The sequence below is a fragment of the Mesorhizobium sp. M4B.F.Ca.ET.058.02.1.1 genome (assembly GCF_003952505.1).
Taxonomy (GTDB): Bacteria; Pseudomonadota; Alphaproteobacteria; order Rhizobiales; family Rhizobiaceae; genus Mesorhizobium.
The window spans coordinates 1223392-1247076 of record NZ_CP034450.1 but is presented as its reverse complement, the minus strand read 5'-3'; the positions used below and the strand labels follow the sequence as shown (position 1 = coordinate 1247076).

24 protein-coding genes and 1 pseudogene are annotated in these 23685 nt (G+C 63.9%); 13 read left to right on the top strand and 12 right to left on the bottom strand.

The features are described 5' to 3' along the window. Nucleotide 1 precedes the first annotated feature (1 nt). The 3 genes from EJ073_RS06335 to EJ073_RS06325 all read right to left on the bottom strand — a co-directional run bounded on the left by EJ073_RS06335 (nt 2) and on the right by EJ073_RS06325 (nt 3475). Nucleotides 2-1573, bottom strand: coding sequence for a substrate-binding domain-containing protein (locus tag EJ073_RS06335; RefSeq protein ID WP_126054967.1), 1572 nt, complete (start codon nt 1571-1573; stop codon nt 2-4). Nucleotides 1574-1583: 10 nt separating this feature from the next. Continuing rightward, nucleotides 1584-2663: a toxic anion resistance protein gene (locus EJ073_RS06330; protein WP_126054966.1), complete on the bottom strand. Its 1080-nt coding sequence runs from the start codon at nt 2661-2663 to the stop codon at nt 1584-1586. Between the two features lie 155 nt (nt 2664-2818). After that, a complete protein-coding gene (locus EJ073_RS06325) occupies nt 2819-3475 on the bottom strand; it encodes an alpha/beta hydrolase (RefSeq protein WP_126054965.1) in 657 nt (218 codons plus the stop codon). Between the two features lie 202 nt (nt 3476-3677). Between EJ073_RS06325 and EJ073_RS06320 the strand changes: the two genes are divergently transcribed. Beyond that, nucleotides 3678-4850, top strand: a complete 1173-nt coding sequence (locus tag EJ073_RS06320; protein ID WP_126054964.1) for an OpgC family protein — start codon at nt 3678-3680, stop codon at nt 4848-4850. Between the two features lie 6 nt (nt 4851-4856). Here EJ073_RS06320 and EJ073_RS06315 read toward each other — a convergent pair whose 3' ends face one another. After that, nucleotides 4857-5933 carry a LacI family DNA-binding transcriptional regulator gene (locus EJ073_RS06315; RefSeq protein ID WP_126054963.1) on the bottom strand — a complete coding sequence of 359 codons (1077 nt, stop codon included), beginning with the start codon at nt 5931-5933 and terminating at the stop codon, nt 4857-4859. A gap of 177 nt (nt 5934-6110) precedes the next feature. Here EJ073_RS06315 and EJ073_RS31420 point away from each other — a divergent pair, with 177 nt between their 5' ends. Continuing rightward, nucleotides 6111-6254, top strand: a complete 144-nt coding sequence (locus EJ073_RS31420) for a hypothetical protein (RefSeq protein WP_189347756.1) — start codon at nt 6111-6113, stop codon at nt 6252-6254. 58 nt (nt 6255-6312) lie between these two features. Beyond that, on the top strand, nt 6313-6462 hold the full coding sequence (locus EJ073_RS31415; protein WP_189363066.1) for a hypothetical protein: 150 nt from the start codon (nt 6313-6315) through the stop codon (nt 6460-6462). Between the two features lie 9 nt (nt 6463-6471). Here EJ073_RS31415 and EJ073_RS06310 read toward each other — a convergent pair whose 3' ends face one another. From EJ073_RS06310 to EJ073_RS06300, 3 genes are read right to left on the bottom strand one after another with little or no spacing between them, the layout of a single operon-like run. Next, a complete protein-coding gene (locus EJ073_RS06310) occupies nt 6472-6846 on the bottom strand; it encodes a DUF423 domain-containing protein (protein WP_126054962.1) in 375 nt (124 codons plus the stop codon). A gap of 58 nt (nt 6847-6904) precedes the next feature. After that, nucleotides 6905-7285 carry a YkvA family protein gene (locus EJ073_RS06305; RefSeq protein ID WP_126054961.1) on the bottom strand — a complete coding sequence of 127 codons (381 nt, stop codon included), beginning with the start codon at nt 7283-7285 and terminating at the stop codon, nt 6905-6907. Between the two features lie 31 nt (nt 7286-7316). Further along, nucleotides 7317-8570 (bottom strand): MFS transporter, encoded by a 1254-nt coding sequence (locus EJ073_RS06300; protein ID WP_126054960.1) that lies wholly within the window; start codon nt 8568-8570, stop codon nt 7317-7319. A 115-nt stretch (nt 8571-8685) separates the two neighbouring features. Here EJ073_RS06300 and EJ073_RS06295 point away from each other — a divergent pair, with 115 nt between their 5' ends. Together EJ073_RS06295 and EJ073_RS06290 are read left to right on the top strand one after the other, a co-directional pair. Then, complete coding sequence (locus EJ073_RS06295) at nt 8686-9351, top strand: GntR family transcriptional regulator (RefSeq protein WP_126054959.1); 666 nt, start codon at nt 8686-8688, stop codon at nt 9349-9351. 169 nt (nt 9352-9520) lie between these two features. Then, a complete protein-coding gene (locus EJ073_RS06290) occupies nt 9521-10492 on the top strand; it encodes a glycosyl transferase family 90 (RefSeq protein ID WP_126054958.1) in 972 nt (323 codons plus the stop codon). Nucleotides 10493-10506: 14 nt separating this feature from the next. On the opposite strand, the gene EJ073_RS06285 is transcribed toward EJ073_RS06290, so the two are convergent. After that, nucleotides 10507-11550, bottom strand: a complete 1044-nt coding sequence (locus tag EJ073_RS06285; protein WP_126054957.1) for an aldo/keto reductase — start codon at nt 11548-11550, stop codon at nt 10507-10509. Between the two features lie 243 nt (nt 11551-11793). Between EJ073_RS06285 and ppk2 the strand changes: the two genes are divergently transcribed. Further along, a complete protein-coding gene (gene ppk2, locus EJ073_RS06280; RefSeq protein WP_126054956.1) occupies nt 11794-12714 on the top strand; it encodes a polyphosphate kinase 2 in 921 nt (306 codons plus the stop codon). Nucleotides 12715-12901: 187 nt separating this feature from the next. Here ppk2 and EJ073_RS06275 read toward each other — a convergent pair. From EJ073_RS06275 to EJ073_RS06260, 4 genes and pseudogenes are all read right to left on the bottom strand, one after another. Then, nucleotides 12902-13548: pseudogene (locus EJ073_RS06275) on the bottom strand (dihydrofolate reductase family protein). Between the two features lie 127 nt (nt 13549-13675). Continuing rightward, nucleotides 13676-14653 carry a cobalamin biosynthesis protein CobT gene (locus EJ073_RS06270; protein ID WP_126054955.1) on the bottom strand — a complete coding sequence of 326 codons (978 nt, stop codon included), beginning with the start codon at nt 14651-14653 and terminating at the stop codon, nt 13676-13678. 6 nt (nt 14654-14659) lie between these two features. Then, on the bottom strand, nt 14660-15691 hold the full coding sequence (hemB, locus tag EJ073_RS06265; protein ID WP_126054954.1) for a porphobilinogen synthase: 1032 nt from the start codon (nt 15689-15691) through the stop codon (nt 14660-14662). A 117-nt stretch (nt 15692-15808) separates the two neighbouring features. After that, nucleotides 15809-16627, bottom strand: coding sequence for a DUF2066 domain-containing protein (locus EJ073_RS06260; protein ID WP_126054953.1), 819 nt, complete (start codon nt 16625-16627; stop codon nt 15809-15811). A gap of 143 nt (nt 16628-16770) precedes the next feature. Here EJ073_RS06260 and EJ073_RS06255 point away from each other — a divergent pair, with 143 nt between their 5' ends. From EJ073_RS06255 to EJ073_RS06225, 7 genes are all read left to right on the top strand, one after another. Beyond that, nucleotides 16771-17319 carry an isoprenylcysteine carboxylmethyltransferase family protein gene (locus EJ073_RS06255; RefSeq protein WP_189347833.1) on the top strand — a complete coding sequence of 183 codons (549 nt, stop codon included), beginning with the start codon at nt 16771-16773 and terminating at the stop codon, nt 17317-17319. 118 nt (nt 17320-17437) lie between these two features. Then, nucleotides 17438-18481, top strand: coding sequence for an enoyl-CoA hydratase/isomerase family protein (locus tag EJ073_RS06250; protein WP_126054951.1), 1044 nt, complete (start codon nt 17438-17440; stop codon nt 18479-18481). Beyond that, on the top strand, nt 18478-18900 hold the full coding sequence (locus EJ073_RS06245; protein WP_126054950.1) for a DUF6163 family protein: 423 nt from the start codon (nt 18478-18480) through the stop codon (nt 18898-18900). The genes EJ073_RS06250 and EJ073_RS06245 overlap by 4 nt, the downstream gene beginning before the upstream one ends. A 237-nt stretch (nt 18901-19137) precedes the next feature. Continuing rightward, nucleotides 19138-19653 (top strand): winged helix DNA-binding protein, encoded by a 516-nt coding sequence (locus tag EJ073_RS06240; protein ID WP_126054949.1) that lies wholly within the window; start codon nt 19138-19140, stop codon nt 19651-19653. A 209-nt stretch (nt 19654-19862) separates the two neighbouring features. Further along, nucleotides 19863-20261, top strand: coding sequence for a hypothetical protein (locus tag EJ073_RS06235; RefSeq protein ID WP_245455476.1), 399 nt, complete (start codon nt 19863-19865; stop codon nt 20259-20261). Between the two features lie 386 nt (nt 20262-20647). After that, nucleotides 20648-21901 carry a murein L,D-transpeptidase gene (locus EJ073_RS06230; protein WP_126054948.1) on the top strand — a complete coding sequence of 418 codons (1254 nt, stop codon included), beginning with the start codon at nt 20648-20650 and terminating at the stop codon, nt 21899-21901. A 135-nt stretch (nt 21902-22036) separates the two neighbouring features. Next, nucleotides 22037-23677, top strand: coding sequence for a Na+/H+ antiporter (locus tag EJ073_RS06225; RefSeq protein ID WP_126059090.1), 1641 nt, complete (start codon nt 22037-22039; stop codon nt 23675-23677). Nucleotides 23678-23685: the final 8 nt, after the last annotated feature.

The window sequence follows — 23685 nt, the reverse complement described above, 5'->3', positions numbered from 1 at the left end:
CTCAGTTATACCCGCGGGCGGCGCGGAAGGCGCTGGCCAGATCGCCGCTGCCATCGAAGACTCGCGCCGAGGTTGCCTTGGCGAGACTGTCGAGCTGGCTCTTGTCGGCATCGCCGAAGGTGATGCCGAACACCGGCACGCGCACCGGCGCTTGGCGCCACTGCGCAAGGAACATGTCGGGACTGCCATCAGTGCGGCCGTCGGTCATGATGACGATGGCCGGCAGATACTTCGACAGGTTCGGCGTGGCGGTGATCCTCTGCAGGGCCTGCTGCGCACAGGCATACATGTCGGTGCCGCCGCCGGCCCGTTGCACGGCCACATCAGACAGCAACTGGCTCTGGCCGGCCGTGTCGCCGCCCGCCTCGAATGTGTCGCGCACCACGCTGTCGAAAGGCAGCACGAATATGTGGTCGGAGGGCGTCCACTGCACCAGCACTTCACTGGCCTTTTCCGGCGTGAACAGGAACTGGGCGGCGACCTGCAACTGCTTTTCGCCCTGGTCCTCCATCGAGCCGGAAAAGTCGAAGCAGAGCGCCGTCAGCGAGGGCTTGCGCAACGCCTCCTGGTAGAGATTGAGCGCCGTGCGGATCACCGCCGGCTCCGGCATGCGGATCGACGTCACCAACCTGCCCGGATCGAAGTTCCAGTCCGGCTCGGCTGCCGCCTGGATCGCGACGCCGCCGAGCGGCAGGCGCCTGCCGGTATCGGCGATACGCTTGCGGATCGTGTCCGATTGCAGGTAGGCGAGCAGGTCGGTGAAGAACTTCTCCACCTCGGGGCCGCGCCCATGGTCGATGAAGCCGAGCGGTGAATCGCCGACCGCAACGCCGTCGGCGGGGTAGATCGCGTAGAGCGGCTCGTCGCCCATCTGCTTCAGCTTGTCGTTGGTCTCTTTCAGCGTCGCCTCGTAGTTCCACATCGCGTCGTAGAACGTGCCCTTGCGCGCAGAGTCGATGAACAGGTCGGCCAGCCAGCCCGAGGAACCGGACGAGCGCTCGACGCCTTGCAGAAGGGCGCTGACCGTGTCACGCACATTCGGATTGTCGAGGTCGCCGGGCTGGATTACTTCCTTGCCGCCGAGCGCGCTGGATAGCATCGCGAGATAGGCGCTGGCGCCGGAATTGGACTGCGTGGCCGACGTCATCAGGAATCTCAGCTTGCCGTCTTTCACCGCGGCAAGAATGTCCTTCATGAATACGTCCCTGCCGACCCAGCCGAGTTCGGCGGCCTTGGATTTGCGCACGCCGAGGATGACCGGCATCTGCGCGATCGAGGTCAGGTTGCGCACCTTGCGGCCGGAATCGAACAGGTCCACCCAGACGCTCGAAGCCGGCCAGACCGCATCCTGGTCGAGTCCGCCCGGCTTCTGCAGGCCAAGGCCGATGTCGAGCGAGCCTTGATAAGAGACGATGCAGGTGGCGCCCTGCTTGGCGCAGAACTCTTGCACGATCGGCTCGAGAACGGTGTTCTCGGAACCGGACACGATCGAGAATTTGACGTTGCTCGAATTGCAGGCGGCCAGCAGCAGCGAGACCGCCAGCAGGAGAACGGACGACAGCGTCTTCGGCATCGAGGCTCCGTCAGCCCTGGGTGAGCGCTTTCTTGAGGTCCGCGGTCATCTGGTCCATCTGCTTTTCGGCGTCCGCCCGCTTCTGGCGGCCTTCCTGCTGGACCTTGAGCACGCCCTGCACGGTGTCGATCAGGTCGCGGTTGGCTTGAGCCAGCGTCTCGACGTCGACGATGCCGCGCTGCGCCTGCTCCTCGATCGAGATGGCCTGATCCTTCATCATCTTCGAGGTCTGGCGGATCATCTCGTTGGTGGCGTCGGTCACCGTCTTCTGCAGCTCGAGCGCCGATTTCTGGTTGGTCAGGCCGAGCAGGATGACCATCTTCTGCTTCCAGGCCGGCACCGTCAGCGCCGACGTCGCCTGCAAATTCTCGATCAGCGTTTCGTCACCCGATTGCACGATGCGGATCTGCGGCAGTTGCTGGATGCCAAGCTGGCGAGCCTGCACCAGGTAGAAGATGCGCTTTTCCAGCCGGTCGAGTGCCTGCACCGTGTCCTGATAGGTCTGCGCCTCCAGCGTGCCGCCGGCATCGCTGCCTTTGGCTTCGGCCGCGGCCTTCAGCTTGGGCAATTCGTTGGCCCGGTAGTCGTCGACGAATTTCTTGCCGGCCTGGACATAGGCATCCAGCTTGAGGATGGAGTCCTTGGTCTGCTCGTGCAGGTCGTCGAGCACGGCGATGTCGCGCCTCAGCGTATCCTTGTGACGGTCGAGCTCCAGTCCGATGCGGTCAATCTGCCCCGCCACGTCCTCGTATTTCTCCTTGAAGCGTTCGAGCCGAGCCTTGAATGAGGAAAACAAATTGCTCAGGAACCCTTCTTCCTTCAGCGAGGCGGGGTCGAGGTTCTTGGCCTTCATGATGATATCGGTGAGCAGCGTGCCAGTGTCGCCGAGATCGCGGTTGCGGATCTGGGCGAGGATCTTGTCGGCAAAGTCGCTGACAGACTGCTGGGCGCGGTCGCCATAGACCGAGATCGCTGCGCGGTCGCCAACGTCGATCGTGCCTTCAATCCGAGCCACTTCGGACGGATTGGCCACGATTGCCGGCAATGTCGAGGTGTCGTCGAGCAGAGTGACGCTGTTCTTGTCGGTCATCTAGACCTCCCCCTCAGTGAACAGTATCTCGATAGACAGTTCGTGACAGAGATATGTCCGCGCTGTGGACAATGGAAGAGGGAGTGGCCCGTCGCTGGAGTGCGAAATGGCGAAATGCTGGCCACCGGTGAAGGATTCGATGGAATTGACCGGGCTCACGCGACAGCAGTTGGATCCGCCAGCCATTGCCTGACGATCGTCGCATCCGAATCGCCGATCTCATGCCCAGATGTGATAATCCTTGCGTCGACCGTGGCGCCGCGCTGGCTTAGCAGCATCACCAGCGCCGGCGCGAAGGGACCGTAAGTGAGGTCGGCGGCGCCGGCGATCATCAGCACCTTTGTGCCGCCGAGATCCGTCGGCGGCGTCTCGGCCAACACCGGCATGGCCCGCAAAAGCGCGGCCCGCCGGACGAGACCGGAATGAAGCAGCATCAGGCTCGAGACCAGGTTGGCGCCGTTCGAATAGCCGAGGAAGGCTGCGCGGGAGAGATCGAGCCCGTGGCGCTTCGTCGCCTCGGCAACGAACGTCGCGAAGGCGTCCGTTTCCGTGCGGATGCTGGCCTGCTCGAAGCTGGTCGGCGTGATCCGCTCGAACCAGCGAAAGCCGTCCTCTTGTGGGATTCGACCGCGCGCGGCGACCAGTGCGGCATCCGGCGCAATCTGTTTCGCCAGCGGCACCAGCGTGGTTTCATCGACACCTGATCCGTGTAGCAGGAACAGGCATTCGCCGCTTGCCTCTGTTGGCTGTGTGAAGCGGTAAGGGAAGCTCAAGTCACGCAGGACGGCAGTTTTGCCGGTATATTCGGACACGCTTATATCCTTTTGATTTTATGATAGATTCGTTGATTTGCCGGCTTCAAAACGGAATATTTTCTTGCTCCGCGAAAGTTGATTGAACCAGGCTTACTTCAGACCGTTTCTGCGCCGATACACTCCGCCACGGGAGGAATCAAAGCGGTGCGCCGGGGGTCGCATTGCCCCAATGAACGACCAGCTTTGAGGCCTTTTGTCGATGACCATGCCAGTTTCGCCCGGACGCGATACGCGTATCGATGTGTTTCGCGCGCTCGCGCTGCTCACCATCTTCATCGATCATGTGCCCGGCACGATGTTCGAGACGCTGACCTACAAGAATTTCGGCTTCTCGGACGCGGCTGAAGCCTTCGTGCTGATCTCCGGCATGTCGGTCGCGCTCGCCTACGGCAGCAAATTCCAGTCCGGAGGCCGGCTGCTGGCGACGCTGAAGATGTGGCGGCGCGCCGGCGTCCTCTATGTTGCCCATATCGTCACGACCATGGCGGTGATGGCGCTGTTCTGCGCCGCCGCGGTGTTCGCCAGGCGGCCTGAGCTGTTGAAACTGATCAACATCGAGCCGCTGATGAAGAACACACCGGAAGTCCTGGTCGGCATCGTCACGCTCGGTCACCAGCTCGGCTACAACAACATCCTGCCGGTCTACGCGGTGCTGCTTTTGCTGGCGCCGGCCTTCCTGCTTTTGATCAGCTACCGGCCGGTGCCGGCGCTTGTTCTGTCGGGAGCCCTGTGGCTAGTCGTCGGCATCTGGCAGATCGCGCCGCCCAACTATCCGGAGCCCGGTTTCTGGTTCCTCAATCCGCTGTCCTGGCAGTTCCTGTTCAACATCGGCCTGGCCGCCATGCTGCATGTCAGGCGCGGCGGCGTGATTCCGGTCAATCGCTGGCTGCTCGGAGCCGCCGCCGCCTATGTACTGACGGCGCTCGTCTGGGTGCACAGTCCGCTCTGGGGCCGGATATCCTGGCTCGATCTGCCGGTGGTGCTGACCGGCTTCGACAAGACATTCCTGTCGCTGCCGAGGCTCCTGCACATATTGGCGGTGAGCTATCTCATCGTCGCGCTGCCGGCTGTCTCGAACCTGTTCCGCACCAGCCCCGACCATCCGCTCGCCATCCTCGGCAAGCGCTCGTTGCCTGTGTTCATCACCGGCACGGTTCTCGCCATGGTGGCGCAGGTGCTGAAGCTGATCAATCCGGGCGGCCTCGCCTATGACACCCTGCTGATATCGGCCGGCATCGCCATGCAGTTCGCGCTCGCGTTCTATCTCGAATGGCTGTCCGGCATCGGTTCATCGGGCAAGAAGCCGGCCCGCGGCGAGGTGCCAGCGCGTGCGTCTTTCGGCGTCCAGCCGATGGCGGCGGGGAATCGGTGAGGTCGGTCAGGGCCTCGCCGGTCCGGTCGATGCCCTGACGATTAGTTCGACACCGAGCATCTCGCGTCGCACTGAGCCGTCGAAATTGAGGATCATTCGCGCCGCCCGACGGCCGATCTCGGCGATCGGCTGGGCGATCGTGGTGAGCCGAGGGCTGCACAGCAGGCCGTCCGGAACGCCGTCGAAACCGATGACCGAGACATCCCCCGGGACATTCAGACCCCGCCCGGTCAGCCAGTCGACCGCGACCATGGCCATGCGGTCGGACATCGCCAGGATCGCTGTGGGCGGCTCGCCGCTGGCGAAGATGGCTTCGAGGCCGGCCCTGGTGGAGGCGGCCTCGTTTTCGGTCTCGTAGACCGGCACCTTGGTGGTGTCGATGCCGAAGCGGGAAAGCTCCTCGAAATAGCCGGCAAGTCGGTCGCGCGTTGCGGTGTAGAGCGCCGTCCCGAGCCGCCCGGGCGTCACAAGACCGGTGCTGCCGTCAACGAAAGGCAGCGACAGAACGGCGAAGCGGCGGTGCCCAAGTTCGCTGAGATGACGCGCGGCCAGCCTTGCGCCGGCGACGTTGTCGATACCGATCATCGAGATGGTGTCGTCATCGAAGCCGACTGCGAGCGCGACGAAGGGGAGCCTGCGTTCGCGCGTCAGCTCGACGAGGCGAGGGCCTCCCTCGATGCAGAACAGGATGAAGCCGTCGACCAGGGCACTCTGGATGTTCCAGGCGAGTTTTTCGTCATTTTGAGCCGATACCAACGCAATGCCGGCACCTGTGGCGTCGCATGCCTCGGAGATACCGGCCATCATCACGCGCGCGAAAGGGTCGTCGAAGAAATAGGAGAGGGGCTCGGTCGATGCGACGCCGATCGCATTGACCTTGCCGGCGCGCAGCAGCCGGCCTTTGGGGTCGGGTCCGGCATAGCCCATCGCCTCGGCCACCGCCTTGACCCGCTCGCGCACTTCCGCGCGCACGATCTCCGGGCGGCTGAAGACGTTGGAGGCCGTGCCATGCGAGACGCCGGCCGCCTTGGCGATATCGGCCAGCCGGATGGGGCGTGCCTGGCCTTCGATGAGTGATGCCATGTCTGTTCTCCCGGACCTCCCACGCCGCACTACATGGACGGGGATCGATCTCCGGTCCAATATCATTTTTCTTGGATCGATTCAAATTCCGCTTGACTCCCAGGTCGGATGGCCTATGTTTGAATCGATCCAAGTTGGCAATTCGGCCGATTGGAGCGAGTTTGGAAGGAGGGTGCGATGCATCCGGTCAACTTTCTGTTTGAGGACGTCTACCGCAACGATTGGGGCATTGCCTCGGCTGCGCTCAGCGAGAAGCGCCGCGGCAAGGCAAGTCCATGGAGGCGCGAGCCGCGCTTTATCGTGGATCGCAAGCGCGGCTGAGCGGTCGGTCTTTTTCACGTCGATCGATTGGATCGATTCAATTCAGAGGAACAAAGCTATGCATCCGATGAACCATCTGTTCGAGGATATCTATCGCAACTATTGGGGCATCTCTCCGGCGTCCGAGCGGCCGGAGCGGCGGCGCCTCACAGGGCCGGCCGTGCGCAGTCGCGAATGGCTGGCAAGGCGCGAGCGCCGGCAGGACTGAGCGCCGGTCTCAGGCGCGACGCAGGACGAGGGCCGAACCGGCGATCGCCAGCCAGCCTGCAATCAGGAGGGTGCCGCCGATCGGCGCCGACATCGGAAACAGCCGCGAACCCAGGAAGTCGCGGGCGAGAAGATCGCCGCAGAAAAGCACCAGCCCGAAAAGCAGGACCAGGCTTGCGATTCGCAGGGCGCGGTCGGCGCCGATCAGCCCGACGGCGAGGAAGACCGGCGCGTGCATGAGCAGGAAAGACGCCGCCGTGCCGACGAAGCCGCCGCCCAGATGCGCGGCCGCGGCCGACAGCGCCACGCCCGCCGCGCCGCAGAGGCCGCCGGCAAGAACGAAGATGCGGCTGCCTCCGCTAGCTGCTTGTTCAGTTGTGCCCATATGGGGGTGCCTCCTGCCATACGACCGATGTAGTGAAAGCGCGGATGGTGTCGCGAACTCAGCCGATGAAGTAGCGATAGCCGAGCCAGGCCGCCAGTGTGGCAGATGCGCCCCAGACGGAAGCGATGACGACTGCGGCTACCCGACTCACCGGGCGCTCTCCCGCAAGCGCGGCAGCGGCTCGATGTTCTGCCATGACCTCCGGTGGAATCATCTTCAGCACGGCCAGGATGCCGAGCGGCACAATGATTGCGTCATCGAGATATCCCAGCACCGGGATGAAGTCGGGAATCAAGTCTATTGGAGACAGGGCATAGCCGGCGACACATAGCGCCAGCACCTTCGCATACCAAGGCGTACGGGCATCACCGGCCGCGAGATAGATCGCGTGCACGTCTTGCTTGATCGTGCGCGCCCAGTCCTTCAGCTTGCCGTTCATCGGGTGGGTTTATCCGCAAAAGGCGAACGTGTCAGGAACTGCCGGCTTGCGCCAGTATGTTGCGCGTGCGCCGCGACTGGACAATCCAGTTGTAGGCCGCGCCGCCGGCCATCAGCAGCGATGTTCCCAGGAATACCGAGCGCATGCCGAAATGGCCTCCGGCAAAGCCGCCGAGCAGTGGCCCGGCCACCTGGCCGACATATTGCGCCGAGATTGACAGGCCCAGCACATTGCCGCCGACGCCGTCCGGCACGTTGTGGCGGATGACGCTGGTGATGCAGGGCAGGAGCCCGCCCAGCGCCAGACCCATCAGGAAGCGCAGACCGATCAACTGCCAGCCCTCTGTGACGAAGGCCTGTGGGATCAACAGCAGGGCCGAGATGGCAAGCGCGGCGATCACCACGTTCCAGTGGCCGATGCGGTCGGCGAGCTTGCCCAGCCACGAGGCCGACAGGATGGCGCCGAGCGCCGCCGCCGACATGACCACCCCGGCGACCAAGGTCACCCGGCTCTCGTCCTCGATCAGCTGCTGCACATAGACAGTGATGATCGGCTCGATCGACATGGTAGCGAAGGCGAGCAGCATGCCGGTCGCCAGCATGGCGACGACCGGGCGCTTGTCGGGGATCTGCGACCAGCCGCTTTTCGGCTTTGACGCAGCTCCAGTTTTGGCCGCCGCCGGGCGAGGGGTCTCCTTGATCAGGAAGGTCGTCGCCAGGAAGGCGAGGAAGATGACGCCGCCCGACAGCAGGAAGGTGGCGCGGATGCCGATCACCGGCGGCAATGCGCCACCCAGCAGCGGCCCGACCAGGCCACCCGCCGTGATGCCGGCCGAGAGCACGCCCAGCGCCCAGCCGGAACGCTCCTTCGGTGTCTGCATGGCGACCAGGATGGTCGAGCCCGACGAATAGCCGCCGGCAAAGCCGATCAGCAGGCGCAGCAGAACCAGTTGCCAGACGGTTTCGACCATGCCGGTCAGCGACATGCAGATCGCCATGCCGAAACTGGCACGCACCAGCATCAGCTTGCGGCCGTAGCGGTCGCCCAGCCGTCCCCACAGCGGCGCCACAAGGGCGGCCGCGAAGAAGGTGGCACCGTAGGCGATGCCCGACCATTGCACGATCGCGGCATGGCCCTCGGCGCCCAACTGCTCGACATAGAGCGGCAGGAAGGGCAGCAGCAAGGTCATGGCGATGAGCGTGCTGAACGAGCCCGCGAAGCAGACGGCGAGATTGCGCCGCCAGTGGACGTTGTAGCCGCCCTGTTCGCTGCCGTTCTTGCTCATCTCATGCCCGTGCCATGGTGGGGTTGTTACGGATACCAATTTGGGATACCAAGCTGGTATCCGTCATGGACCTCAACCCTGCCGCTGTCAATGCGGCCATACGAACGGAACCGCCATGTCGCAGATGCAGAGCGTCGAACGGCAGCTTCGCGAGATGATCCTCGGTCTTGAGATCGGGCCCGGCGAGCGCCTGACCGAGCGCTGGATCGAGAGCCGCTTCGCCGCCTCGCGCACGCCGGTCAGGGCCGCGCTGCTGCGGCTGGAAACCGAAGGGCTGATCTGCCGCGACGGGCGCGGCTGGACGGTCTCGCCCATCAATCTGGCCGAACTCGAACAAATCGCCGTCTATCGCGAGGCGGTCGAGGTGGCCGCCGTCAGGCTGACCTGCCTGCTGGAGGACAGAAGCGCCGTCGACGCCATCGAGGCGATGCTGGAGTCCTGCGATGCAGGCACTCCGCGCGAGGAATGGCGCCGCATCGGCATGGATTTCCACATCGAGCTGGCCAGGCTCTCCGGCAACGAATTCTTGTTTCGGGCGGTGCGCGATGCGATGACCAGGCTCTCCCGCGCGCGCTGGCTGGAGGTACGCGACGAGGCGGCACTCGGCCGCGCATGGGCGGAGCATCATGCCGTACTGGCGGCTGTGCGGGTGGGCGATGCGGAAGCGGCGGCGCGATTGCTTTCAGCCCATATCGTCGGCAGCCGCAACCGGCTGGTGACGTCGCTGCGCGACGACCGGCGCGGCCTGCGGGCCCGGGGCTTCGCCGTCGTCGCCGCGTGATCGCGACCATCGCCCTGGACTGAACCGTCACCCGCACAATGGCTTGCGCGGCATTGCGCCCGCCAACCCAGCCGGCTCTCGGCCGGCCGGCGGTGCCGTGCAGTTTGCAGTGTGAAAGTTCGACGGACTGATGCTAAGAGCATTTTGCCCCCAGTCCAGGTGACCAACGATGGCCACGCCTCTCCGAACCGCAGCCAAGGTGTTTTACTACGCGCGCAACTTCGCGCGCGACCTCGCTCCGCAGGCGCTGTTCCGCCACCGGCTGAGGGGATGGCTTGAGCAGGCACGGCGGTCGGACGGCTCGGTCCGCGAGCGGGTGAACTTCTATAACAGGCTGCAGCAGCCCTTTGTGCCGAGCCCGGCAGCGGTGCCGGTCAGCCGGCTGCCGTTCTCGCCGAGCATGTATTATTACGACCTCAAGGAATTTGCCCGCTATTTTGATCCGGTGCTGCTCATCGACCTCGAATTTGGCGATGTCATCGACGTTCCCAAGATGCCGGCGATCGTCAAGGACCGGCCGATCATGGACGGCAACGGCAATGCGGTGCTGATGAAGCTGGACAAGTTCCGCCACTTCCAGATGCCCGCCGACCGGCAGCCCTTCGCCGACAAGCGTCCGTTGGTGGTTTGGCGCGGCGATCTCAACAACCCGATCCGCACGCGGTTCCTCGATGCGGTGCGCCACTTGCCGATCTGCGATGTCGGGACGCCGAAAAAGGACGCGAAGGCCGAATACCAAAAACCCTATCTCACCATCGATGAGCAGCGGCGCTACCGCTACATTGTCTCGCTCGAAGGCAACGATGTCGCGACCAACCTCAAATGGATCATGAGCTCGAACTCGCTCTGCCTGATGCCGCCACCGACTTACGAGACCTGGTTCACCGAAAGCGAGGTCAGGGCCGGTGTCCACTATGTGCAGCTGGCGCCTGACTTCTCCGATCTCGCCGACAAGGTGCGTCATTTCGAAAGGCACCCGGCCGAGGCCGAACGCATCGTCGCCGCCGCCAACGCCTATTGCCGAAAATTCCGCAACGAGCGGGACGAACAGGCGATCTCGCTGCTCGTCCTCTACAAATATTTCGTGCTGAGCGGCCAGGTCAAACCGGATCCCGAAGTCTGGCGCTTCATCGCCGGCTGACCCGTTGCGGCCCCTCAGATATCGCTGCGGTCGAGCACCAGGTCGGCCGGTCCGAAGCGGCCCTTGGCCGTCAGCTGCTGGTGCCAATAGGGGTAGAGGACCGGCGGCCGGCTGACGGCGTCGAGCCGCGCACGCTCGTCGAAGGACAGAGTCAGGCTGGCGGCGGCGATGTTGTCCTTGAGCTGCGCCTCGCTGCGGGCGCCGATCACCAGCGACGAGACGGCCGGCCGGCCGAGCAGCCAGGCGAGCGCCACCTGCGCGCCCGATACGCCCCTGGCCTTGCCGATGTCGACGAGCACGTCGACGATCTGCCACAGCCGGTCTTGGTCGCGGATCGGCGGCTCCGACCAGCCGCCGAGCTGGCGGGCGGTTGGGCTGTTGCGGTCGTACTTGCCGCTGAGCAATCCGCCGGCGAGCGGGCTCCACACCAGCACGCCGAGCCCCTGGTCGACCGCGATAGGCAAGAGCTCGTATTCGGCCTCGCGGGCCTCGAGCGTGTAGTGGATCTGCTGGGTGACGAAACGCGGCTGGTGGCTGCTGTCGCTGATGGCGAGCGCCTTCATCACCTGCCAGCCGGAATAGTTCGAGCAGCCGACATAGCGGATCTTGCCTTGGCTCACCAGCGTGTCGAGCGCGGCAATCGTCTCCTCCAGCGGCGTCACGCCATCCCATTCGTGCAGGAAGTAGATGTCGATGACATCGGTCTTCAGCCGCTTCAGGCTCTTCTCGCACTCGCGGATCAGGTGATGGCGCGACAGGCCCTCGTCGTTGGGACCCTTGCCGATGCGCATGCGCGCCTTGGAGGCGATCAGCACGTCGTCCTTGCGCTTGCCGCCCAGAGCCTCGCCGATGATCTCTTCCGAAATCCCGTTCGAATAGACATTGGCGGTGTCGATGAGGTTGATGCCGGCATCGATGCAGAGATCGATCATCCGGCTCGCTTCATTGAGGTCGGTCTTGCCGACCGCCGCGAAGGCGCCGGCGCCGCCGAAGGTCATGGTGCCGAGCGTCAACGTCGAAACCTTCAGCCCGGAACGGCCGAGTGTGCGGTATTCCATTTGAGATCCTCGCGATTGCATTGGGAGAGGCGCCACGAGCGGGCTGCCCGAATGAGAACGCATATTTGTAGGACAAGTTCACCGGTTTGTCGCCCTGTCGCGGCGAGCGGTCGTTCAAATCTCAAGCGACGGTATTGCAATAAAACCGTCATTGCCGGCCTTTATTGAAGTCGGCTCAGGATGGCGCGCGGCAGCAGGGTGTCATCCCACCACACATGGCAGGCTGGCACGCGGAGCAGCACGATGAACGAACTGAAATCGAATTCCGGAGCCAGGGACTGGCTGGAAGCCGAACTCGCCGACACGCTCGACGAGGACTACGAACTGGAGCTATCGGAGCCGGCGCTGTCGCTGGAGATCGCCAAGATCTACAAGGATTCGCATCCGCCTTCGATCGAGCGGCAGCAATATTTCCGTGACCTGCTGCGGCTGCAATCCGAGCTGATCAAGCTGCAGTCCTGGGTGGCCTACCACAAGAAGAAGGTCGTCGTGATCTTCGAAGGCCGCGACTCGGCCGGCAAGGGCGGCGTCATCAAGCGCATCACCCAGCGGCTCAATCCGCGCATCTGCCGCGTCGTGGCGCTGCCGGCGCCGACCGAGCGCGAGAAGTCGCAGTGGTATTTCCAGCGCTACGTGCCGCATCTGCCTGCCGGCGGCGAGATCGTGCTGTTCGACCGCTCCTGGTACAACCGCTCCGGCGTCGAGCGGGTGATGGGCTTTGCCGGGCCGGACCAGGTGGAGGAATTCTTCCACGACGTGCCGGAATTCGAACGCATGCTGGTGCGCTCCGGCATAACGCTGGTCAAATACTGGTTCTCGATCACCGACGAGGAGCAGCAGATGCGCTTCCTGATGCGCATCCACGACCCGATGAAGCAGTGGAAGCTGTCGCCGATGGACCTGCAGTCGCGCGTGCGGTGGGAGCAGTATACCAAGGCCAAGGAAGAGACCTTCGCCCGTACCAACATCCCCGAGGCGCCCTGGTTCATCGTCGAGGGCAACGACAAGAAGCGCGCCCGGCTGAACTGCATCGACCATCTGCTGCAGCAGTTTCCCTATGAGGAGGTTCCGCACGAGGAGATCACGCTGCCCGAGCGCGTCTTCAATCCCGAATACGAGCGCCAGGTGCTGCCGCGCGAGCTTTACGTGCCGGAGAAGTATTGAGCATCTTTTTTCCTTCTCCCCGTTTACGGGGAGAAGGTGCCCGAAGGGCGGATGAGGGGCGGCGCCGACGTCAGCAATTGAGCCTTAGTTCGCCGTCAGCGGCTTGTCGCCAATCTTCAACCGGCAGCGCGGCCCCTCATTGCCCTGCCGGGCATTTCTCCCCGTGAACGGGGAGAAAGAGCTGTAATCACGCCCGCTCAATCACCACATGCGTGGCGAGGGGCGTTGCCACCTGCTCGGTGCAGCGATAGCCAAGGCCGGGCATGTCCAGGCCGGCGAAAAGATGCTCGCCCTTGCCGAGCAGCACCGGCGATACCGCTAGGTGCATCTCGTCTATGAGCTTCTCGTGCAGATATTGTCGGATGGTCGAAACGCCGCCGCCGACCCGCACATCCTTGCCGCCAGCCGCCTCCCTGGCTTGCTCCAGCGCCGAGTGGATGCCGTCGGTGACGAAGTAAAAGGTCGTGCCGCCTTCCATGGCGATCGGCGCCCGCTTGTGATGCGTCAGCACGAAGGTCGGCACGTGATAGGGGGGTTGTCGCCCCACCAGCCCTTCCAGGTCTCGTCCGGCCATTCGCCGCGGATCGGGCCGAACATGTTGCGGCCGAGGATCCAGGCGCCGACATTCTCGAAGCTGCGCGTGGCGAACGCGTCGTCCGTGCCGGTGGTACCGCCGTCCTTGCCCATCACAATCTTGCGAAAAAAGCGGGTGCCGATCATCCATTTGTGCAGGTTCTCGCCGCCGATACCGAGCGGGTTGGCGAGATCCTGATCCGGACCGGCGCCGAAGCCGTCAAGCGACAGGGTGAATGCACTGACGCGAAGCTTGGACATGCTACCTCCTTCATAACCAGTTGTATTTTGCAAGCAGTTAGTGGTTAGTCTAACTGATTGCGTATTGCAAGCGGTATCTGGTGCGCGGATGGATGCGGATCGCGCCCCGGCAAGTTCAGGAGAATGATCAGTTCGGCGACGGCGAACTACCAACCTCGTCCGCCGTGTCACCGGCAGACATCGTTCCACCGGCGACAAGCTGGCGCTGCAATGCCATCAACATGGTTCTGCCGAGCTCATCGGGTGCCTCGCAATTCGTTGACACTCGATAGGAGTTGTCGACATAGGAACCAAAACCAACCGCCAGCAACTCAACGTCTCCGGCTGTCTCCAGTTGCACCGCCACTTGAAAGAGATGGTCTTGGAGATAGCGAGGGCCATTTGCGTGAAGCGTGGAATCGTCGACCGGCGCCCCGTCCGACACGACGAGCAGTATTTTCCGGCGCTCGGGACGTTTCCGCAGCCGGTCGGCTGCCCATTCGATGGCCTCGCCGTCGATATTTTCCTTGAGCAGGTCCGGCCGCAACATCACCTTGAGAGCATGACCGATACTGCCCTGACGCATATCGTCGGCCTCCCGATAAACGATATGAAGCAGGTCGTTCAGCCTGCCCGGATTTTTGGGCCGGCCATCTGCATCCCAGGTCTGCCGTGAGTACCCACCGCGCCAGGCGCGCGTGGTGAAGCCCAGGAGCTCGACCTTGATGCCTAGCGTCCTCAGGAACTCCTGTGCAATGTCGACGGAAGCGGCGGCGTAGAGCATTTTTTGGCCGCGCATCGATCCGGAGTGATCGACGAGAATGGAAACAACGGTATTGGCGAGGTCGGGCGCCGACGGGCCGTTGCGGATTTCCGCGGCGAGATCAGCCGCCTGAATGAGATGTTTCGTCCTCCAGCCCGCCAGGCCGTTCTCCAGTTCGGCCCATGCGGTGTCGAGCGCGGATTGATGCTTTCCCGAAAGCGGCCCGATAGCACTGGACAGCTTGGAACTCGGCACAATCCAGTCATGGAGCGTGACGTAGGCGTGATAGCCCGGCGTAGTAGTATCGCCGCGTGGGGTGGCAACGAACAATGATTTGAGATGCTTGCCCAGCCCCCGCAGCAATGTCGGCTATCCCTTCAGCATCGCCGCCACTTCTGGCGCGAAATAGGTGAGGATTCCGTCGCAGCCGGCGCGTTTCAGCGCAAGCAGCGATTCCAGCATCGCCTTCTCGCCGTCGATCCAGCCATTGGCGGCGGCCGCCTTGATCATCGAATATTCGCCCGACACCTGGTAGGCGAAGGTCGGCATTTGCAGTTCGTCCTTCAGCCGGCGGATGATGTCGAGATAGGGCAGGCCGGGCTTCACCATCAGCATGTCGGCCCCTTCGGCGAGGTCCTGCTCGGCCTCGCGCAGCGCCTCGTCGGAATTGGCGTGGTCGAGATAGTAGGTCTTCTTGTCACCCTTGAGCAGGCCGGCCGTGCCCACCGCCTCGCGATACGGGCCGTAGAAGGCGGAGGCGAACTTCGTCGCGTAGGACATGATCGCCACGTCCTGAAAACCGTTGGCGTCGAGCGCGTCGCGGATGGCGCCGATGCGGCCGTCCATCATGTCCGACGGCGCGATGATGTCGGCGCCGGCCGCGGCCTGGATGACGGCTGCCGCCGCCACCTGCGCAACCGTCTCGTCATTGACGATAATGCCGTCGCGCAGGATGCCGTCATGGCCATGGCTGGTGAACGGATCGAGCGCGGCGTCGGTGATGATGCCGATCTCCGGCGCCGCATGCTTGATGGCGCGGGTGGCGCGGTTGATGATGTTTTCCGGGTCGAGGATGTGCGAGCCGGTCTGGTCGCGCAGCGAAAGCTCGACATTGGGAAAAGTGGCGATCGCCGGAATGCCGAGCTTGGCCGCACGCTCGGCCTCCTTGACCGCGAGGTCGAGCGACAGGCGGAACACGCCGGGCATTGCGGCGATCGGCTCGCGCACATCCTTGCCGTCGACGACGAAGATCGGCCAGATAAGGTCGTCGACCGAAAGACGGTTCTCCTGCACCAGGCGCCGCGACCAGTCGGCCTTGCGCATGCGCCTCAGCCGCCGGCTGCCGGTGATCTCGTCGACGCTGCGCGCGCCGGCAGGCTTTGCGGGGGTGAATTTGTTCATCGCGTCAACTCTCGTTTGACCGGTTTTAACACGCGGTCTCCCGACAGACCAATGCGACACGATTGTGCCAGCCTTCCTTGTCCCCGTTGACGGGGAGAAGGGGGCAGCGCCGACCTCTCAGGGCTGCCCATTGCCCGACAGCACTTGCGCCGCGCCCCGCATGGCGACACGGAACGCCTCGTCGAAGCTGACGCCGCGCACCTGCCAGCGATAGGTCTTGCCGCCATCGGCCAGCCGCCAGTCGGCGATCCAGCCCAGGTCCTTGTCGCTCCATACGATGCTGCCGGCGAGCGCCTGGTCGGCGCCGGCCTTCCTCGCCAGCTCGTCGAGCGTGGCCATGTCGGTGGTGTGCAGCGCCTTCTCGTCCATCCCGGAAATCATCGACCCCGGCGGGAAGGCGATGCGCATCAGCAGCGGCCCCGTGGCGTTGATGAAGGATTCGCGCATCGCCTCGCCGCGCTCGTCATCGGCGCTCAGCGCGAAATGCCGCGTGCCTTGCTCGGCCATCAGGAAAACCGCGACCGTCGGTCGCTCGCCGAGCCAAGGCTTGCTGCCAAGCTGGGCCAGCACCTTGTCGATCACAGCGGGCTTGTAGAGGCAGGTGAGGTCGTGCGGCCGGTCATGCGTGCCTTGCTCGTCATGCACGGGGATGCCTTCCAGCCGGTCGTGGTAGCGGAAGGATTCGACGAAATCGCCTGCCTTGTCGCGCAGCGCCGCCATCTCCGGTTTGCCCGGCAGCCGCTGATCGCCCGAGACCCTCACAAGCACTTTGTCCAGGCAATCCCTGAAGCCGATCTTCCGGTTGACCTCGCCGGTGCCGGTGACGATCGTCTGCGACTGGTAGAGCGCTTCCGTCGCGGCCAGAGCAGCACCAGACATGAGGCAAAGAGCGATCAGGCAGATCGTTGCAGCCATGAGACGAGAAGGCCCGGTCATGTCTTGCCATCCAGTTCAACGTGGCCATCTTCTAGCACCGGGCGCCAACAGCGGCCAAGTCGGTTGCTTTGCGCCGCATGGCCGCCGGCATGGGGCATCCGTGCGCCACGCTGGACCGGCATGGCCAATCGAAGGAGCGAGCAATGATCTTCATCTGGCTCATCTATGCCGCCTGGATCCTGCTGATCGTCTATCTCACCATTCAAGCGGCGGGTGTGAAGCGCGATACACGGCCGCATTTGCTGCAAAGCTTCGCCTTGCTGTTCGCTGTGATAGTGGCCTTCCTGCTTCCGCATCTGCGGGCGTTCGCATTCGTCAACTTCGCGCCCGTGGGCCCGGCTTTAGCCGGCATTGGTGTCGTCGTCACCCTTGCTGGCATGGCATTCCTGGTATGGGCGCGACAAAGCCTTGGCCGCAACTGGAGCCAGACCGTCTCGGCCAAGCAGGACCATGAACTTGTGACTTCCGGCCCGTACCGCTACGTGCGTCATCCCATGTACACAGGCGGCATGGTCGCAGGTATCGGATCAGCGATCGTGGTGGGCGGCGGTTTTATCTTCCTGCTTATCCTGTTGGGCTCGCTTTTTCTCTGGCGCGTCGGCGCCGAAGACCGGCTCCTTGCGGTGCAGTTCCCCAATGAATTTCCTGCTTATGCCAGGCGAACCAAGGCGTTGATCCCCTTCGTGTGGTAGGCAGCCTGTGGCAATTCGAACGAGCGCAGTCATCTCTGCCCGCGCCCGACAATTGACGTTCGCCCAGTCGCCGCTTAGCACTTCAAATCCCGCAGGCGCGGGGGAGGATTCTCTTACGATGGATTTTGGCGGAGGCGACGAAATTCGCTTCGAGCGGTTGGGCAGGGCCGGCGTCGTTACGCTGACGCGGCCGCAGGCGCTCAACGCTGTCACGCACGCCATGGTCAAGGCGCTTGGCAAGGCGCTCGAAGCCTGGGAGCGCGATGACGGCGTCGATGTCGTGATCGTCAAGGCCGAGGGCAGGGCGTTCTCCGCCGGCGGCGACATCCTGCACATCTATGAGGCCGGCCGTGCCGGGCGGCCGCCGGTCGACTTCTTTGCCGACGAATACCGGCTCAACGCCCGCATCAACGCCTTCAGGAAGCCCTATGTCGCGCTGATCGACGGCATCGTCATGGGTGGCGGCGTCGGCATTTCCTTCCACGGCTCGCAGCGCGTGCTGACCGAGAACGCCCAGTTCGCCATGCCGGAGGTCGGCATCGGCTTCTTCCCCGATGTCGGTGCGAGCCACCTACTGCCGGACCTCGGCGGCAGTTTCGGCATGTATCTGGCGCTGACCGGAACCCGGATTCGCCACGGCGACGCGCTGTGGTCGGGGCTTGCCACCCACACCATCAAGGCCGAGGACCAGGCCGGCTTCCTCGACCGGCTCTGCGCCACCGGCGACCCGGAATCGGTGCTGCGCAGCTTTTTCGTCCCGGCAAGGCGTGAGACGGACCGGTTGGTGCTGGAAGCGATCGCCCGCCATTTCGCGCAACCGTCTTTGTCCGATATCATCGCCAGCCTCGATCGGGCCGCAACCTCCGACGAGTTTGCCGCAACGACGCTCGCGACGATCAGGACGCGCTCGCCGACCAGCCTGCACGTGGCCTGGCGCCAGATCAGCGCCGGGCTGACCATGTCGATGGACGCGTGCATGAAGATGGAGTTCCGCATCCTCAACCGCATGCTGGCCGGTCACGACTTCTACGAAGGCATCCGCGCCGCCATCATCGACAAGGGCTCGACTCCGCGCTGGCGCCCGGCCAGTCTCGACGCGGTGAGCTTCGCCGATGTCGATGCCTATTTCGCGCCCCTCGGCGAGCGGGAGCTCGACCTGTGAGCGAAGTCACCTCCAGGCGCGTCGTGCTGCAGCCCTCGACAACCGAGATCATTTTCGCCTGGTTCCAGCGCGTCATCGCCGGCTACTGCCTGCTGTTTGGCATCCTCTACTGGATCCGGCTGATCGGCTTCTACCCGGGCGCGCTCTGGCGCTTCGACCTGATGCCGGTGCATTGGCAGGTGGCGGCGGTGATGCTCGCCGTGTTCTTTCCCTTCGCCGCCGCGGGCCTGTGGATGCTGGCCTCCTGGGGGCCGGTGATCTGGTTCATCTGCGCGGCGACCGAGATCGTCATGTATGCCGGCTTTCCCGATCTGTTCGGCCATCGGCCGCTGATCATCGCCTCGCACGCCACGGTGGCGGTGCTCTACATTATCTTCCGGGTTGCGATCTGGCTGCAGAAGCTGCGGGCCCGGCGGTAGATCGCCCGTCGCCGCGGCCCGATCCCGGCATGCCGATTCCCGTCCGAAACCGGTGGCTAAATCTTTAGGTTAATTGTCCTTGCTGGGGTGACCGTTCGTTAAGCCTCTTTCGAAACCTCTTACCGGTAAGCTCTTGTTAGCCTTGGCGTTTAAGTCGAATTTTATGAGTATTCGATAGTGTCGCGATCAAGGTGAAAAACAAAAAAATCACCGGGCGACAAACGAGAGGCAAAGACAATGATCAATTCGCGTCCGGCGGCGAAGACCGCCACCGTATCCGACGACCGCCGCGAGGCGATCCGTTCGCTTTACATGGAATCGCTGCAGCTGGTGGAGCGCCTGCACCGCCGCCTGCTTGACGTAATCAAGGATGAGTTCGACCGCAACGGCCGTTCCGACATCAACGCCATCCAGGCGCTGCTGCTCTTCAACATCGGCAATTCGGAGCTGACCGCCGGCGAACTGCGCTCGCGTGGCTACTATCTCGGCTCGAATGTCTCCTACAACCTGAAGAAGCTGGTCGACCTCGGCTTCATCAACCACCAGCGCTCGCGCATCGACCGTCGTTCGGTCCGCGTCTCGTTGACTCCGAAGGGCAACGAGGTGGCTGAGGTGGTCGCCGGCCTCTACGAGCGCCATGTCGGCTCGATCGAGCAGGTCGGCGGCATCAACACCGACGAGTTCAAGCAGATGAACCGCGCGCTGCAGCGGCTGGACCGCTTCTGGAACGACACGATCGCCTACCGGATGTAAGTGCGCATCCACGCCGAGGGATAGAAGCCTTGCCGCAGAAGCGCGGGCAGGGGATACAGTCGGGGACCGGTGTCGAAAGGCGCCGGTTCCTTTTCCCTTTCGCGATGCAAAGGGACCTTCCGGATGCGCCGCGCCCATCGGCAGGGCGTCTGCCCTGTTTGCTTTCGCTGCAGCACTGCCTAATGTCGCTTCCTGGCGAGGGAGCGAACATGGACCTGAAAAACCGTTCAAAGATCTGCTGGGTTGCCGCGGTGCTTCTGTTGATTTCGACCGCGGCTTCCGCCGAGGAGTGGTGGAAGGATTCTTTCGCCGCCGAAGGCAGCGCCCCATGCGACAACAACGATACGATCGTGACATTCACCGACAAGGCGGTGGAGATGTGGGAAGTCGGCTGCTCGCTGGAGAGGGTTCAGAAGATCAAGGGCCTCGATGCGATCGTTCTGGACATGACCTGTTCGGACGGTGAAACCACGGAAACGAGACGCGAGCTGCTGCTCAAGCTGCACGACAACAAGGTCATGCGTTATCCTCGACAAGAGGTGTTGCAGCGATGTTCGGAATTGAAGGCGCGGCCAGCTCAGGCTCCGAAGGTCGATACTTCGCCCTGAAGGGCAACGCTCCCTGCAACGCCCATCGCTACGCAGGGCGTAGTCGGGCGCGCTGCTGTTGAGATTGGGACGAGGGCCGCTTCAGGTCAGATGCTTGGATTGTCCCATGGGTGCCAAAAAAGCACCGGTCCCTTCCTTTCATCGCCTCGCCGGAAGCAAATCGCGGGCCAAGGCCACGTTGCCGCCATAATCGCAGTGAAAGCGAGAATGCGGATGATGCTGCGGCCGCAGGCTTGCCTTCATCCGGAAGTTGCGTCACGCCGCGTGTTTCACGCTGAAGTGACACCGGCTATGGTTGGCTAATTGTTAAGATTGCCAACCATAAAGTGCGGGCGGGATCGCCCGACGATCAACGCAGCAGTGACCAGATTACTTAGAGAACGTCCATGAGAACCAGCCGCCGTTTCTTCCTTTCCGGAGCCTCCGCGCTTGCCGCGGCCATGGTTGCCAACAGCGCCAGCGCGCAGGACGTGATCGGGGACATCCTGAAATCTTCGGCCCGCGGCAATTGGGACGACCAGTTCGACGCCCGCGCCAGCGAGGGCGGCAAGGTGGCCTCGACGCTGCCGATCTTCAGCCTGCAGACCGTCGCCTTCACCGAGCAGGCCGTGGCGCAGTACCAGACCATCGCCGGCCAGGGTGGCTGGGAGCAGGTGCCCGCGACCAAGAAGCTGCAGCTCGGCGTCGAGGATCCGGATGTGGTGCCGCTGCGCAAGCGGCTGATGATCTCGGGCGATCTGTCGCAGAGCGCCGGCATCTCGACCTCGTTCGATTCCTACGTCGACGCCGCCGTCAAGCGCTTCCAGCTTCGCCACGGCCTGCCGGCCGACGGCGCCATGGGCAAATACACCTACACCGCGATGAATGTTTCGGCGCAGATCCGGCTTGGCCAGCTGCAGACCAACCTGCAGCGTCTGCGCGAAAAGGCAGGCACGCTGGGCAACCGTTACGTGCTGGTCGACATTCCGGCGGCCCAGATCGAGGCAGTCGAGAACGACCGCGTCGTGCTGCGCCACACCGCGATCGTCGGCAAGATCGACCGCCAGACGCCGATCGTGAATTCCAAGATCAACGAGATCATCGTCAATCCCTACTGGAATGCCCCGGTTTCGATCGTGCGCAAGGATATCATTCCGCTGATGCGCAAGGATCCCAACTACCTCAAGGACAGCCACATCCGCCTGTTCGCGCCGGATGGCAGCGAGGTCGATCCAATGACGGTCGACTGGTCGACGGACGACGCCGAGAAGTACCGCTTCCGCCAGGATCCGGGCGCCGGCAACGCCATGGCCTCGGTCAAGATCAATTTCCCCAGCCCGGATGGCGTCTATATGCACGACACGCCGCAGCAGAGCCTGTTCGGCAAGCTGATGCGCTTCGATTCCTCGGGCTGCGTGCGCGTCCAGAACGTGCGCGACCTCGTCACCTGGATTCTGCGCGACACGCCCGGCTGGGACCGCCAGCATTTCGAGGCGACGATCAAGACCGGCGAGAACACCCCGGTTCAAGTGACCAATCCGGTGCCGGTACACTTCCTCTACCTGTCGGCCTGGTCGACGGGACCAGGCGTCGTGCAGTTCCGCGACGACATTTACGGTCTCGACGGCAACGACGCGCTGCAGATCACGTCTTCGCTATAAGCAATTGATATATTTCCAGAAAAGGCCGCCTGTAGGGCGGCCTTTTTGCTTTCCACCTTCCGTCAGCTAGTCTTCGTCGCGACTGGACGGCAGGGCCTGCTTTGCGCATGGTCGGGCATATTCGGAATCGCCGCCATGCATGTCGCCGTCTTCATCCTGGTCGTGCTCGTGTTCGTCGCGCTTTCCGGCGCGTTGGTTCGGCTGGTGCGCCTGCCGCTGCCGGTGCTGCAGATCGCCATCGGTGCGGCCCTTGCCTGGCCGGCGCGCGGCCTGCATGTCGAGATCGACCCGGAGCTGTTCCTCCTGGTGTTCATCCCGCCGCTCCTGTTCGGCGATGCCGTGGCCGCGCCCAAGCGCGAGCTTCTGGCGCTGCGCGGGCCGATCCTCGACCTTGCCGTCGGGCTGGTCTTCTTCACCATCGTCGGCTTCGGCTATGCCTTGCACTGGCTGGTGCCGAGCATCCCGCTGGTTGTTGCCTTCGCGCTCGCCGCCGTTCTGTCGCCGACCGATGCGGTCGCCGTGTCCTCCATCGTCGACAGGAACGTGGTTCCGGCGCGGCTGATGCACATTCTGGAGGGCGAGTCGCTGCTCAACGACGCGTCCGGCCTCGTCATGTTCCGCTTCGCCGTGGCAGCGGCGCTGACCGGCAGCTTCTCGCTGGCCGCCGCATCCCTGACTTTCCTCTATGCGGTCGCCGCCGGCATCCTGGCCGGCGTGGCGGCGCTGATCGTCGCCGCCAAGACGCTGCAGTTGCTCAACCGCATCGGCGGCGTGCCCTCCGAGGCGCAGGTGCTGGTGATGATCCTGATGCCCTTCATCGCCTATCTCATCGCTGAGCACGCCGAGGCCTCCGGCATCCTGGCGGCGGTCACCGCCGGCCTGCTCACCGGCGGCTCCGGGCTTTTCCGCTATCTCGGCGTCTCGGCGCGCATGCAGGCCATGTCGCTGTGGACGACGCTGTCCTTCATCTTCAACGGCGCGCTCTTCATCCTGCTTGGCCTGCAGCTTCCGGACATCGTCCGCAACGTGCCGCCGGAGCTTTCCAGCAGGCATTGGCTGATCGAGCCCGTGGCCACGGTGCTGATCCTGACGCTTTGCCTGATCGGCCTGCGGTTCCTGTGGATCTGGGTCGGCGACATCGCGCAGCGCGTCGCGGCGCGCTTCGGCAAGCATAGGGCCGAGCCGTTCGGGCTGCGCGTGCGGCTCGCCGGTTCCGTCGCCGGCGTGCGCGGCGCCATCACGCTGGCCGGCATCCTGTCGCTGCCGCTCGCCATGGCCGACGGTTCGCCCTTTCCCGCGCGCGACGTCGTCATCTTCCTCGCCGCCGGCGTCATCATTTGTTCGCTCACGATCGCCAGCCTCGCCTTGCCGAAGATCGCGCGTGGGCTGGTCGAGCCGGGCGAGGATCCGGGCGCCGCCGAGGAACGCCGGGCGCGCGTCGGCGCCGCCAACGCGGCAATCGCCAGAATCGAGAGCATCGCCAACGAGGGAGGCGAGGGCGAGGCCGCCGAGGCCAGGCTCGCGGTCGCCGACAGCATCGTCGCCGGCTACCGCCGCCGCATCGCCGCCTCCGATGAGGCCGAAGAGGCGCGCGCCGAAGCCCGCGAGGCCGGGCGTCTGGAACTGGAATTCAGGCACGCCGGCATCGAGGCCGAGCGAGGCGCCGTGCGCGCCATGTTCCGCAGCCGGGAGATCAACGACCATACGATGCGGGCGCTGCTTGCCGAGATCACGCTCACCGAAGCCTTGCTGAAAAGCCGGCGGGAGCGGAAATAGCGCTCACG